Consider the following 12,859-nt stretch of genomic DNA (forward strand, 5'->3'; position numbering starts at 1 on the left):
TTTAAAGGTTTATTTGCCGTCTTTGCCCACGTGCAGAATGGCGAGGAACGCTTCCTGCGGCAGTTCAACGTTACCGACCTGCTTCATGCGCTTCTTACCTTCTTTCTGCTTCTGCAGCAGTTTTTTCTTACGGCTGACGTCGCCGCCGTAACACTTCGCCAGTACGTTTTTACGCAGCTGTTTTACCGTTGAACGGGCAATAATATGGTTGCCGATGGCAGCCTGAATCGCGATATCGAACTGCTGGCGCGGAATCAGCTCTTTCATCTTTTCCACCAGATCGCGGCCGCGGTACGGCGCGTTATCGCGGTGGGTGATCATCGCCAGCGCATCGACACGCTCGCCGTTAATCAGCACATCGACACGCACCATATCGGACGCCTGGAAGCGCTTGAAGTTATAGTCCAGCGAGGCATAACCGCGGGAGGTGGACTTCAGGCGGTCGAAGAAGTCGAGCACCACTTCCGCCATCGGGATTTCATAGGTCAGCGCCACCTGGTTGCCGTGGTAGACCATATTGGTCTGCACGCCGCGCTTCTCGATACAGAGCGTGATTACGTTGCCCAGATAATCCTTCGGCATCAACATGTGGCACTCCGCGATAGGCTCGCGCAGCTCCTCAATATTGTTGATGGCCGGCAGCTTGGAGGGGCTGTCGACGTAAAGCGTTTCGCCCCCGGTGGTCTCCACCTCATACACGACCGTCGGCGCGGTGGTGATCAGATCCAGGTCATATTCGCGCTCAAGACGCTCCTGGATGATCTCCATATGCAACAGACCGAGGAAACCGCAGCGGAAACCAAAGCCCAGCGCAGTAGAACTTTCTGGTTCATAGAACAGGGATGCATCGTTCAGACTCAGTTTGCCCAGGGCATCACGGAAGGCTTCGTAATCGTCAGAGCTAACCGGGAACAGACCGGCGTAGACCTGAGGCTTCACCTTCTTAAAGCCCGGCAAAGCTTTATCCGCCGGGGCGCGCGCGCCGGTCAGGGTATCCCCCACCGGGGCGCCGAGAATATCTTTAATGGCGCAGACCAACCAACCCACCTCGCCGCACTTCAGTTCAGTGCGATCGACGCGTTTCGGAGTGAAGATACCCAGCCGGTCGGCGTTATACACCTGGCCTGTGCTCATCACCTTAATCTTGTCGCCCTTGCGCAGGGTGCCGTTTTTCACACGCACCAGCGAGACCACGCCCAGGTAGTTATCGAACCAGGAGTCGATGATCAATGCCTGTAACGGCGCTTCCGGGTCGCCTTCCGGCGGCGGAATATCGCGCACCAGACGCTCCAGCACTTCCGGAACGCCCACGCCGGTTTTGGCCGAGCAGCGCACCGCGTCGCTGGCGTCGATACCGACAATGTCTTCAATCTCTTCAGCGACTCGCTCAGGATCGGCGGCAGGCAGGTCGATTTTGTTCAGAACCGGCACTACTTCCAGATCCATCTCGATGGCGGTGTAGCAGTTCGCCAGGGTCTGGGCTTCTACCCCCTGCCCGGCATCCACCACCAGCAGCGCCCCTTCACAGGCAGCCAGCGAGCGGGAAACTTCATATGAGAAGTCTACGTGGCCCGGGGTATCGATAAAGTTAAGCTGGTAGGTTTCGCCGTCTGGGGCTTTATAGTCGAGCGTCACGCTCTGCGCTTTGATGGTAATGCCGCGCTCACGCTCCAGCTCCATGGAGTCGAGCACCTGAGCCGCCATTTCACGGTCGGTAAGACCACCGCAGATCTGGATGATACGGTCAGACAGCGTCGACTTGCCGTGGTCAATATGTGCGATGATCGAAAAGTTGCGTATATTCTTCATATTTGGAGATTTTATGCCTTACTTATGCCTCGGGGGCGCCGCGCTTCGCGCTATTCTGGGCCAGGGTGCCTACAGTATCATTCTGCCGGAAATGCCGCATTCTACACTACAACCAGAAAGCGGGGAAACAGCATCTCCGGCTGGACACCCTGAGTATAAGGGAGGGATATAAAAGAAGAGCGGCGGCTATTTTTGTTCTGCGGCAGGAGAAGTATCAACGCGTAGCGCATCCGGAGCCAGTCCTACGCTCAGGATCACCGGCTGCCACGTCTGGCGGCGGCTAAGGCGTGGCGACAGACCGCGCGCGATCAGAAAACCGCCCACGCCGCCCAACAGGGCGCCGCACACCGCGGCCAGATCGGTACTAAACAGCCCCTGAAACAGCGCCGCCATCAGGAATAGCCCAGCCAATGGTGTCATATAGACCAGCACGGCGGAACCGAGCAGGCTGCTTTCCGCGATCCCCAGTTCCACCTTTTGCCCGACGGCCAGCGGCTCGCTGCTGGGAACGGCAATGGTATGCTCCGTCTGAGGACCCAGCTTATTCAGCACCCGGCTGCCACAACCGGCACGGGAAGCGCAGCTGCTGCAGGAGGATTTCACATCGCAGCTCACCAGTGCTTCACCGTTCTGCCATGACACCACTGTCGCCCACTCTTTAATCATTGCGCATTATCCAGCTTTACGTTGTCCAGGACCCGCTTTGCGGTCTGGGGCGGCAGTTCACCCACCACGGTGATCTCCATCCCGTTGCGCAGCTCAGTACTCACCGTACGACGCCCGGTGCGCAGTACCTGATCGCCGTTATTGCCCGAACCGCGGCTGACATTCACCGAAAAGCTGAACAGTCCATCCGAATAAAGACGCGATTCTACCGACATGCCAGCGCCCGGCAAAGGGCGATGGCTGCTGGAAACCTGGCGGAAGCCCTGAGGCAGCCAGGAGGGGGCCCAGTTAAAGGTCGATTTCTTGCTGTCCGGTATCGAAAGCAGCGGCGGCAGGTTCGCCTGCGCCAGCTCCGTCATCCCCTGTCCGACCTGGTCGTTCACGGTCATGGAGATCACCCGGAACTGCTCCAGGGTTTCTCCATCTCTGTCGAGCAGATCGACGCGCATCGGCAGTTTAGTTTCCGAATCAAGCCAGACAATGTAGCTATAGCGGGTACCGTCGCGCGCCACGACGCGAATCACCTCGCACAGGCGATCGGCAATACGGGTTTTACCAACGGAGATAAAATCGTAATACGCCGCCAGTTTGCGGAAATCGCTGTAGGCGATTGAAGGGAGCGAATCAACGATATAGTCCCCGGTCAGGGTAAAGGGCTCCAGCCCCGGTTCAAAATAGCTGATCTCGTCGCCGCGTTGCAGCACCTCCCGACGCGGGCCATCCAGTTGCAGCAATTGTGCAAGCGGTTTGTTATTCAGGCGGGCATGGCGATAGCGTAACGACTCTACGCCCTGGGCGTTGATACTGATAAACGAGAGCTCATAGTCAAGAGACTGGCTCGCAAGGTTCATCTGCTGCAACAACGCCCCGGACGATGTATCCGCCGAGGCGTTGGAGTAGAACAGACAGCCAGCGACCAGAGAAAGAGCACACCAAAGTTGCTTCATTACTGGGACTGGCTTCCTAATGATTGATTACCGGGAACCTGCAAGGCTGCCTGCTGGTTCTGCGACTGATCAAAGTGGAGCTGCTCGGCGTGTAAACGACGTTGCAGTTCATAGTCCTGCAGCATGGCGTTAATACGACGACGCTGCTCCTGGAGCTGCTGTTGCTGGCCGCCCTGATTGCTGACCTCGTTCCCGGAAGGAACGCCAAGGCTGACCGGGCTGGCCTTGCCCATCATCGGCAGCGTATTGAACGCCGGAGATTCAGGTTGACCATCGCCACTGGCTTCAGGCGAGTTATATTGTTGAACACCGACGATCACTGCCAGCGACACACAAGCAGCCACGCCGATCTGCGTGATATGGGACGCCCAGGGACGCATCTTTTTCCAGAACGGCATTTTCTGCCACTGATGCGGCGCAGGCTGTGACTCTTCAATGGCGGGAGCAGCGCGGCGAACAGGTTCATTGGCAATGGCAGCCATCACGCCAGCAGAAATATCGATGTTGAGGATATCTTTGCTGGTATCACCGCGCATGGTATCGCGGATCAAGTGGTAGCTCTGCCAGGTTTCTTGCAGTCTTTCATCGCCGGAGATGTTGTTCAGCAGCTCGCTGTCCAGCGTCTCCCCATCCATCAAAGCGGAAAGTTGTTCTTTCTGCATGCCTAAATACCTTTTTCAGTATCCGCTATCGTTAGCGCCTGATAAGCGGTTGGACTTTGTTATCAATAGCTTCCCTCGCCCTGAATATTCGGGAACGCACTGTCCCAACAGGGCAATCCATGATGGCGGCTATCTCCTCGTAGCTCAGTCCATCCAACTCCCGTAGCGTGATAGCCATGCGTAAATCTTCCGGGAGTGACTCGATAGTACGAAAAACTATCTGCCGTAGCTCTTCAGACAACATTAAGTTCTCAGGGTTCGAAATTTCTTTCAGCGCACCGCCACTTTCGAAGTTTTCCGCCTCGTTAGCGTCTACATCGCTGGAAGGCGGGCGCCGCCCCTGAGCCACCAGGTAATTCTTAGCCGTGTTTACCGCAATGCGGTAAAGCCACGTATAAAACGCACTATCGCCCCGGAAAGAATCCAGGGCTCGCCATGCCTTGACGAATGACTCCTGCACCACGTCCGGCACATCCCCCGACGGGACGTAACGGGAAACCAGATTCGCCACTTTATGCTGATAGCGTACCACCAGCAGGTTAAACGCCTGCTGATCGTTTTTCTGCGCTCTCCCGACCAGGACCTGATCCGTTAGCTGCTCGCTCATCCGAGGTAATGTCTCCTCAAACTAAATTCCCACGCATAATCGAAATTCCACCCGAACTCTGCACCGTGAGCAAGCAGAGGATTAGAGTGCCGGTTATCCAATTAGTTCCCTTTATACCATTGTAGTTCTGTGGTTTTCGCGAATCAGGGTTATCAATCGTTCTCATTTCGCGATGTTAAGCGTAACGCACCAAAATGAACCCGCGTTAAACAAACCCCAGCAGAGTATCGCATGCACCACCTTTTTTCATCCTTAAATCCTGGGATGCCTTTCTCAGAAAGCGTCAGACAATGCAGTGTTTATTCTACATAACTTCCAGGAAAAAAACCGTGGGCAGCTTCGACTTCCAGTGCTATTCTCGGGATTATTCTGTTTAGTAAATTAAACAAACCATCATGAACCACGCCAATGACCTCTCCTGTGACGTACTGATTATCGGCAGCGGTGCCGCCGGTCTTAGCCTTGCCTTACGCCTGGCGGAACATTCCCGGGTGATCGTACTGAGTAAGGGCCCCGTTAATGAAGGCTCAACCTTTTATGCCCAGGGTGGAATCGCTGCCGTGTTTGATGAAGACGACAGCATTGACGCCCACGTAGAGGATACGCTTATCGCCGGTGCCGGTATCTGCGATCCCGATGCGGTACGCTTCGTGGCCAGCCATGCCAGAGAGTGCGTGCAGTGGCTTATCGACAACGGCGTGGCCTTCGATACAGAGCCGCGCCCTAACGGCGAGCCGGGCTACCACCTGACCCGCGAAGGGGGCCACAGCCACCGGCGGATCCTGCATGCGGCGGACGCTACGGGTAAAGAGGTGGAAAATACCCTGGTTGGCAAAGCGCTTGCCCATCCCGGAATTGAGATCCTCGAACATTATCATGCCGTAGATATTATCCTGTCCGATAAGTGCGGCATCGCAGGCTCACGCCGGGCGATTGGCGCCTGGGTCTGGAATCAGCAGGCCGATCGGGTGGAAACCTGCCGGGCCAGAGGCGTGGTTTTAGCCACTGGCGGCGCGGCCAAAGTTTATCAGTACACCACCAACCCGGATGTTGCCTCCGGCGACGGTATCGCAATGGCCTGGCGCGCAGGCTGCCGGGTGGCGAATCTCGAATTTAATCAATTTCACCCCACCGCGCTCTACCATCCGCTGGCCCGCAATTTCCTGCTGACGGAGGCGCTGCGCGGTGAAGGCGCCTGGCTCACCCGGCCAGACGGCAGCCGCTTTATGCCAGAGGTGGATCCTCGTGCCGAGCTGGCGCCGCGCGATATCGTGGCCCGGGCCATTGACCATGAAATGAAGCGCTTAGGCGTGGACTGCATGCATCTGGATATCAGCCATAAACCGGCAGAATTTGTACGTCAGCACTTCCCGACCATTGCGGAAAAACTCAACGAGCTGGGCATCGACCTGACCCGTGACCCGGTACCGGTAGTGCCCGCAGCGCACTATACCTGCGGCGGCGTGATGGTAGATACCCATGGACGGACCGATGTCGACGGGCTGTGGGCTATCGGCGAGGTCAGCTACACCGGCCTGCATGGCGCCAATCGCATGGCGTCGAATTCCCTGCTGGAGTGTCTGGTCTATGGCTGGTCTGCAGCACAGGATATTGAGCGTCAGCTACCGCAGCGTGCCCAACTTGCCAGGCTACCCGCCTGGGATGAAAGCCAGGTCATTGATGCCGATGAACAGGTGGTGATTCAGCATAACTGGCACGAGCTGCGACTGTGCATGTGGGACTACGTAGGGATTGTGCGCACTACCAAACGGCTGGAGCGCGCCCTGCGCCGTATCCGGATGTTACAGCAGGAGATCGACGAATATTACGCCCACTTTCGGGTCTCCGGCGATCTCCTGGAGCTGCGTAATCTTACCCAGGTGGCGGAACTGATGGTGCGCTGCGCGCTGGCGCGTAAAGAGAGCCGCGGGCTGCACTATACGCTCGACTACCCTCAGCCACTGGCGGAATCCGGCCCAACGCTGCTCGTGCCGTCGGCTACATAAACAGATAAAAATCCTGGGTCAGTCCGCACCAGGCTTCTGAGTAATTGTGGTGGGCATCGCGAATAACGATACGCTCGCTAAAGCACTCCCCCGCTTTGGGGGAGAATCCCAGTAGCACCCGGTGCGGCAGCCGCATCTCATTTTCCGCCACATCGGTACGGAAACGGCAGTGCCAGCCCTGCTCTTTCGCAATGGCGGTAAAGCGCTCCCCCAACGATTCCGGTAATACTACGCAGAAAAAGCCCTCTTCGGTAATCAACTGAGCGGCGCAGGCCAGCAGCGTCTGGTGATCCAGTTCGCCGGTATAGCGCGCCCGCTCCCGGGCCTCGCTGGCGCAGGCCACGCCCTGGGGATAATAAGGCGGATTGCTGACGATCAGCGAATAGCGCCGGGTCTGTTGACAGGTCCAGGTCCGGATATCGTCCTGATACACCTGAATTCTGTCACGCCATGGCGACGCCACGACATTCTCCGTCGCCTGGCTCGCGGCATCGGGATCCAGCTCTACGGCATCAATCGTTACCTCCGGCCCGGTACGCTGGGCCAGCATCAGAGCCAGCAGGCCGCTGCCGGTACCGATATCCAGAATACTGTCGGCTCCGGCCACCGGCGCCCAGGCCCCCAGAAGAATACCGTCCGTCCCCACTTTCATTGCACAGCGATCGTGAGCGACGAAAAATTGTTTGAAGGTAAATCCATTTTTTGGGAGCACCGTTTTATGTTGAGACATTTTCACCACCTGGAGGAAAGACCGCAGTAGCATAGGTGAAAGCCGCGGCGGGGAAAAGATAGCAGCGGCGGAAAGAGGTCGAACATCATCGCCATTACGTCTATAATCGGCGCCCCACACAGAGGTAGACCATGACCGTAACCACTTTTTCCGAACTCGAACTTGACGAAAGCCTGCTGGACGCGTTGGAGGAGAAGGGTTTTTCCCGCCCCACGGCAATTCAGGCAGCCGCTATTCCGCCGGCGCTGGACGGCCGCGATGTCCTGGGCTCCGCTCCGACGGGTACCGGTAAAACAGCGGCTTACCTGCTGCCCGTCCTGCAGCACCTGATCGACTTTCCGCGCAAGAAATCAGGCCCGCCACGGGTACTGATTCTTACACCGACCCGCGAACTGGCGATGCAGGTTGCCGACCAGGCCCGGGAGCTGGCCGCTCATACCCATCTGGATATCGCTACCATCACTGGCGGCGTTGCCTACATGAACCACGCCGAAGTGTTCAGCGAGAACCAGGATATCGTGGTCGCCACCACCGGCCGTCTGCTTCAGTATATAAAAGAAGAAAATTTTGACTGCCGCGCCGTCGAGATGCTGATTCTGGACGAGGCAGACCGGATGCTGGATATGGGCTTTGCCCAGGACATCGAACATATCTCCGGCGAAACCCGCTGGCGTAACCAGACCATGCTGTTTTCCGCGACCCTGGAAGGCGAAGCCATTGCCGATTTCTCACGCCGTCTGCTGAATGAGCCGGTCGAGGTCTCTGCCACCCCATCCACCCGCGAGCGTAAGAAGATTCATCAGTGGTACTATCGCGCCGATAATGTCGAACATAAAACGGCGCTGTTAACCCATATGCTGAAACAGCCGGATGCCAGCCGCTCCATCGTATTTGTTCGCAAGCGCGAACGCGTGCATGAGCTGGTGAAATGGCTGCATGAAGCGGGGATTCAGAGCTGCTGGCTGGAAGGGGAAATGCCCCAGGCCAAGCGCAATGAGGCGATCAAACGACTGACCGAAGGTCGGGTGGGCGTGCTGGTCGCGACTGATGTCGCTGCCCGCGGTATCGATATTCCGGACGTCAGTCACGTGTTTAACTTCGATCTGCCGCGCACCGCCGACACCTACCTGCACCGTATCGGCCGTACCGGGCGTGCGGGTCGTAAGGGCACTGCCATTTCACTGGTGGAGGCGCACGACCACCTGCTGCTGGGCAAAATCGGGCGCTATATCCAGGAGCAGATTAAAGTACGGGTGATCGATGAACTGCGCCCGACCACCCGCCCCCCCAGCGACAAGTTACAGGGCAAGCCGTCCAAAAAAGTGAAGCTGAAGCGGGAAGAGAAGAAAAAAGAACAGAGTAAGAATAAGCCCAGGGTGAAGCAGCGCCATCGCGATACTAAAAATGTCGGTAAACGCCGCAAGCCCAACACCGGTCATCCGACTGAGCCCCAGGGCGAGAACGAATAATGCCCGACCCGCGCCGGCCAGCCCGGCGCTTTTTTCATTCGTCAGATAAAGAAAAACGCCGCCGGGTTGCCCCGACGGCGTTTGTACATTCAACCCTTCTTAATTACAGGCTTTCGGTGAAAGTACGGGTGATAACGTCGCGCTGCTGTTCCGGCGTCAGCGAGTTAAAACGCACGGCATAGCCGGATACGCGGATGGTCAGCTGCGGATATTTTTCCGGGTTGTTAACCGCGTCTTCCAGGGTTTCACGACGCAGAACGTTTACGTTCAGGTGCTGACCGCCTTCAACACGAACCTGCGGCTGAACTTCCATCGGTACTTCACGGTACTCGATTTCGCCCAGCTGACTTACCGGAACAACCTGATCTTCGGAAAAGCCCGCTTTCGCACATACGCAACGCGCTTCGCCTTTTTCGCTGTCCAGCAGCCAGAATGAGTTCATCAGTGAGTCATTAGCGGCTTTTGTAATCTGGATACCAGTAATCATTTTCGTCTCCCTATAGGCTTCATTATTCGGTGATGCCTGCGCCACAGACTGGCACATTGGTAAAACCTTTGTTGCTTTACTGTTCTGTATACCAGTCAGGATGGGGGCATTCTTTGACCTGGGTCAATAAAAACCACCTGTAATTTGTGGGCATAAAATCATTTATTTGTTTTACATCAACTTAGCCAAAAGGGAGTACGCAAATATTTTTGTAAATTTTCAACAATTTTTAAACTACTGACCTCATCTGTCCGGACATCATTTTGTGCTGAGGAAAGAAGAGGTTAATCTATGACGGACAATAATCGCAGGAGAGCGGAATGACAACGAACCTCACCTGGCACGACGTGCTGGCGGATGAAAAGCAACAGCCTTACTTTATTGAAACCCTTAAGACCGTCGCCATCAAGCGGGAACAGGGCGTGACCGTTTACCCACCGCAGAAAGACGTCTTTAACGCCTTTCGCTTTACCGAGCTGGGGGATATTAAGGTGGTTATCCTCGGTCAGGATCCCTACCACGGCCCGGGCCAGGCGCACGGCCTCTCATTTTCCGTTCGTCCCGGTATAGCAACGCCGCCCTCGCTGCAAAATATGTATAAAGAGCTGGAGCAATCCATACCCGGTTTTGTACGGCCGAATCACGGCTATCTGGAAAGTTGGGCGCGTCAGGGGGTGATGCTGCTAAATACGGTGCTGACCGTCGAAGCCGGAAGAGCGCATTCTCACGCAAGCCTGGGTTGGGAAACCTTTACCGATAAGGTCATCTCCATCATCAACGAACATCGGGAAGGCGTGGTGTTTCTGCTGTGGGGCGCGCATGCCCAGAAGAAGGGACGCATTATCGATCGTCAACGCCACTGTGTGCTGCAGGCGCCGCATCCTTCGCCGCTTTCGGCCCATCGGGGCTTCTTCGGCTGCGGTCACTTCGTGAAGACCAATGCGTATCTGGAATCGCGCAATGAGCAGCCGATCGACTGGACACCGCGCCTGCCGGAAGGCGAGACAGAATAATTTGTCGCGGCCCGGCGACCGCGACACCATTATTTAGTGGCTGTTCTGACGCCACCAGTTGGAAAGAATCACCCCGGCTGCCACAGAAACGTTCAGGCTCTCAACCTTGCCGGTGCCATCAATGCTAATGCTCAAATCGGCATTGGCAAAGGTGGCATCGCTGATCCCGTCCTGCTCCTGCCCCAGCACCAGTACCATTTTTTCCGGCAGCTCCGCCTGGGAAAGCGGCGTGCCTTTATGGCTGGAGGTGGTCACAATGCGATACCCGGCCTGGCGGAACTGCTCCAGCGCGCCGTTAAAGCTCGGCCCGGTGATGGCCTGAACGTGCTCGGCACCGCCTGCCGCAGTCCGCACTGCAGCGCCGGATTCCAGCAGCGCCGCATCCTGAACCAGCACTCCGCGCACGCCAAAGTGAGCGCAGCTACGCACGATCCCGCCCAGGTTATGGGGGTTGCCAATCTCTTCCAGCGCCAGTACGCACTCCTGGGCTGGCGCCTGTTCGATCCACTGCTCTACCGTAAGGCCGTTACGTTTTTTGATCAGGAAGCAGACGCCGCCATGATGTTCAGTACCGGAAGCCTTCGCCAGCTCGGCGTCATCCACCACGTGGTAGGCTTTACGGTTCGCCGCCATCCAGCGCAGCGCTTCTTTGAAGCGTGGGGTGACGCTCTGTACAAACCAGGCGCGAACGATGGATTCAGGACGATTCTGGAACAGCGCCTGACAGGCGTTTTCACCATAGACCCGGGTCTCTTCCGCTCGCTGGCGGCGCAGTACTTCAGGGTCGATAAAGCTCTTACCGCTGATACCGCCGTGATCCGGCATGGTCAGTGCATCATCGCCCGGAGCCCGGGAAACGGTACGCCACGGAGAACGATCGCGCTCGCCGCCGCGATCGTCACGCGCAGGGCGTCGCTTGCCACTGGTGGAGGCTTTGCTTTTCGCCCCACCCTTCCCGGTGCGGGGGTTACGGCCGCGTTTGTCATCGTCGTCACCGCCGCGGACATACATCACTTTGACCTTGCCGCTTTTACCTTTGAAATCGTCGTCGCTCATTTTTTTCTCCACCAGCTCTGCGCGAAGCGCGCAGATTACCCGAAGTGTCCCCGGTTAGCCATTGTCTTTCATCAAAAGCCGGCGGCTATTGTACTCATTGAACAAAACGAATTGTGCCGGACGGTTTTTTTACGAATACTGTTTAACATAATTGAAACATAACTGGCTCCGGGCCATTGACTGAACATCTGTACTCTGAGGTTACTATGAATACCGTTTGTACCGCCTGCCAGGCGATTAACCGCGTACCCGACGAACGTGCCGGCGATGCGGCGAAGTGCGGGCGCTGCGGCCATGCGCTGTTCGATGGCAAGGTTACCAATGCCACCAGCGCCACGCTGGATGCACTGCTGAAAGATTCCCTGCCGGTTGTGGTGGACTTCTGGGCTCCCTGGTGCGGTCCCTGCCACAATTTCGCGCCCGTCTTCGAAGAGGTTGCCGAAGAGCGTAGCGGACAGCTGCGTTTTGTGAAAGTGAATACCGAAGCCGAACCGGAGCTAAGCGCCCGATTCCGCATTCGCAGTATCCCTTCAATTATGATCTTTAAAGAGGGGAAACTGGTGGACATGCTGAGCGGCGCTATGCCAAAGACCCCTTTCGAAGAGTGGCTGGACGAGAATCTCTGAGCCCCGGGAGCTTGTTCCACTGACTTCACTCTGCAAGAATGACGTTTTTATTCTCTGCCAACGCCCCTGATGACTGAAAACGCCGTTCTTCGTCTGCGCGCCGAACGCCTGGCGCGCGCCACTCGCCCGTTTCACGCCCGCGGCAACCGGATACGCCGCTGCCAGCGCTGTCTGCTGCCACTAAAGCAGTGTCTGTGTAGCACCATTCAACCCGCCCCCGCCCGCAGCCGCTTCTGCCTGGTGATGTACGATACCGAGCCGATGAAACCCAGCAATACCGGGCGGCTGATCGCCGATATCCTGCCGGATACCCTCGCCTTTCAGTGGTCGCGCACCGAACCATCTCCGGCGCTGCTCGCGCTGCTGAGCGAGCCCCACTGGCAGCCGATGGTGGTCTTCCCGGCCTCGTTCGCTAACGCCGATCGCACAGTCATTAATGCCCCGCCGGATAACGGTAAGACGCCGCTGTTTATTATGCTGGACGGTACCTGGTCGGAAGCGCGCAAAATGTTTCGTAAAAGTCCGTGGCTGGAGGGCTTTCCGGTGATCTCCGTTGAACTCGATCGCCTGAGCGACTATCTGTTACGCGAAGTACATGCCAGGGACCATTACTGCACCGCTGAAGTAGCCAGCGCCCTGCTCTCTCTGGCGGGTGACGACGTTGCCGCTTTGGGGCTCCAGCAGCATTTCTCGCTGTTCCGGGCGCGTTATCTTGCCGGAAAACCGCATCATCAGTACGCCATCACAGCAACGGAACGGGAAAGCGTTTAAACTCAGGGAA

The 12,859-nt window shown here is 57.0% G+C and carries 14 protein-coding genes; 5 read left to right on the plus strand and 9 right to left on the minus strand.

Annotated features, from left to right (window positions below; translation table 11 throughout):
• Window positions 1–9 precede the first annotated feature (9 nt).
• The 6 genes from lepA to rseD all read right to left on the minus strand — a co-directional run bounded on the left by lepA (window position 10) and on the right by rseD (window position 4,792).
• Complete coding sequence (lepA, locus tag SCU88_RS19150; protein WP_138098952.1) at window positions 10–1,809, minus strand: translation elongation factor 4; 1,800 nt, start codon at window positions 1,807–1,809, stop codon at window positions 10–12.
• 186 nt (window positions 1,810–1,995) lie between these two features.
• Window positions 1,996–2,475 carry a SoxR-reducing system protein RseC gene (rseC, locus tag SCU88_RS19155; RefSeq protein WP_138098953.1) on the minus strand — a complete coding sequence of 160 codons (480 nt, stop codon included), beginning with the start codon at window positions 2,473–2,475 and terminating at the stop codon, window positions 1,996–1,998.
• Entirely contained in the window at window positions 2,472–3,422 is a 951-nt protein-coding gene (rseB, locus tag SCU88_RS19160; protein WP_175342054.1) for a sigma-E factor regulatory protein RseB, read from the minus strand. Before rseB ends, rseC begins: the two co-directional genes overlap by 4 nt.
• A complete protein-coding gene (rseA, locus tag SCU88_RS19165) occupies window positions 3,422–4,084 on the minus strand; it encodes an anti-sigma-E factor RseA (protein ID WP_138098955.1) in 663 nt (220 codons plus the stop codon). The genes rseB and rseA overlap by 1 nt, the downstream gene beginning before the upstream one ends.
• Window positions 4,085–4,115: 31 nt before the next feature.
• On the minus strand, window positions 4,116–4,691 hold the full coding sequence (gene rpoE, locus SCU88_RS19170) for an RNA polymerase sigma factor RpoE (RefSeq protein ID WP_138098956.1): 576 nt from the start codon (window positions 4,689–4,691) through the stop codon (window positions 4,116–4,118).
• The gene (gene rseD, locus SCU88_RS19175; RefSeq protein ID WP_138098957.1) at window positions 4,688–4,792 is read right to left on the minus strand and encodes a rpoE leader peptide RseD; all 105 of its coding nucleotides are present in this window, start codon (window positions 4,790–4,792) and stop codon (window positions 4,688–4,690) included. Before rseD ends, rpoE begins: the two co-directional genes overlap by 4 nt.
• A 294-nt stretch (window positions 4,793–5,086) precedes the next feature.
• On the opposite strand from rseD, the gene nadB reads away from it, so the two are divergent.
• Window positions 5,087–6,697, plus strand: a complete 1,611-nt coding sequence (nadB, locus tag SCU88_RS19180; RefSeq protein WP_138098958.1) for an L-aspartate oxidase — start codon at window positions 5,087–5,089, stop codon at window positions 6,695–6,697.
• On the opposite strand, the gene trmN is transcribed toward nadB, so the two are convergent.
• Window positions 6,690–7,427 carry a tRNA(1)(Val) (adenine(37)-N(6))-methyltransferase TrmN gene (trmN, locus tag SCU88_RS19185; RefSeq protein WP_175342053.1) on the minus strand — a complete coding sequence of 246 codons (738 nt, stop codon included), beginning with the start codon at window positions 7,425–7,427 and terminating at the stop codon, window positions 6,690–6,692. The two genes, nadB and trmN, sit on opposite strands and share 8 nt — an antisense overlap.
• Window positions 7,428–7,558: 131 nt before the next feature.
• Between trmN and srmB the strand changes: the two genes are divergently transcribed.
• Complete coding sequence (gene srmB, locus SCU88_RS19190; RefSeq protein ID WP_175342052.1) at window positions 7,559–8,896, plus strand: ATP-dependent RNA helicase SrmB; 1,338 nt, start codon at window positions 7,559–7,561, stop codon at window positions 8,894–8,896.
• Between the two features lie 103 nt (window positions 8,897–8,999).
• Here the strand turns inward: srmB and grcA are convergent, their stop codons facing one another.
• Window positions 9,000–9,383 carry an autonomous glycyl radical cofactor GrcA gene (gene grcA / locus SCU88_RS19195; RefSeq protein ID WP_138098961.1) on the minus strand — a complete coding sequence of 128 codons (384 nt, stop codon included), beginning with the start codon at window positions 9,381–9,383 and terminating at the stop codon, window positions 9,000–9,002.
• Window positions 9,384–9,703: 320 nt separating this feature from the next.
• On the opposite strand from grcA, the gene ung reads away from it, so the two are divergent.
• Window positions 9,704–10,396 carry a uracil-DNA glycosylase gene (gene ung, locus SCU88_RS19200; protein WP_138098962.1) on the plus strand — a complete coding sequence of 231 codons (693 nt, stop codon included), beginning with the start codon at window positions 9,704–9,706 and terminating at the stop codon, window positions 10,394–10,396.
• A 33-nt stretch (window positions 10,397–10,429) separates the two neighbouring features.
• Here ung and SCU88_RS19205 read toward each other — a convergent pair whose 3' ends face one another.
• Entirely contained in the window at window positions 10,430–11,452 is a 1,023-nt protein-coding gene (locus tag SCU88_RS19205; protein WP_175342051.1) for a tRNA/rRNA methyltransferase, read from the minus strand.
• A 206-nt stretch (window positions 11,453–11,658) separates the two neighbouring features.
• Here SCU88_RS19205 and trxC point away from each other — a divergent pair, with 206 nt between their 5' ends.
• Entirely contained in the window at window positions 11,659–12,078 is a 420-nt protein-coding gene (gene trxC, locus SCU88_RS19210; protein ID WP_138098964.1) for a thioredoxin TrxC, read from the plus strand.
• A gap of 69 nt (window positions 12,079–12,147) precedes the next feature.
• Window positions 12,148–12,849 carry a DTW domain-containing protein gene (locus SCU88_RS19215; protein ID WP_175342050.1) on the plus strand — a complete coding sequence of 234 codons (702 nt, stop codon included), beginning with the start codon at window positions 12,148–12,150 and terminating at the stop codon, window positions 12,847–12,849.
• Window positions 12,850–12,859: the final 10 nt, after the last annotated feature.

Source organism: Jejuibacter sp. L23 (assembly GCF_050815825.1).
Lineage (GTDB): Bacteria > Pseudomonadota > Gammaproteobacteria > Enterobacterales > Enterobacteriaceae > Jejubacter > Jejubacter calystegiae.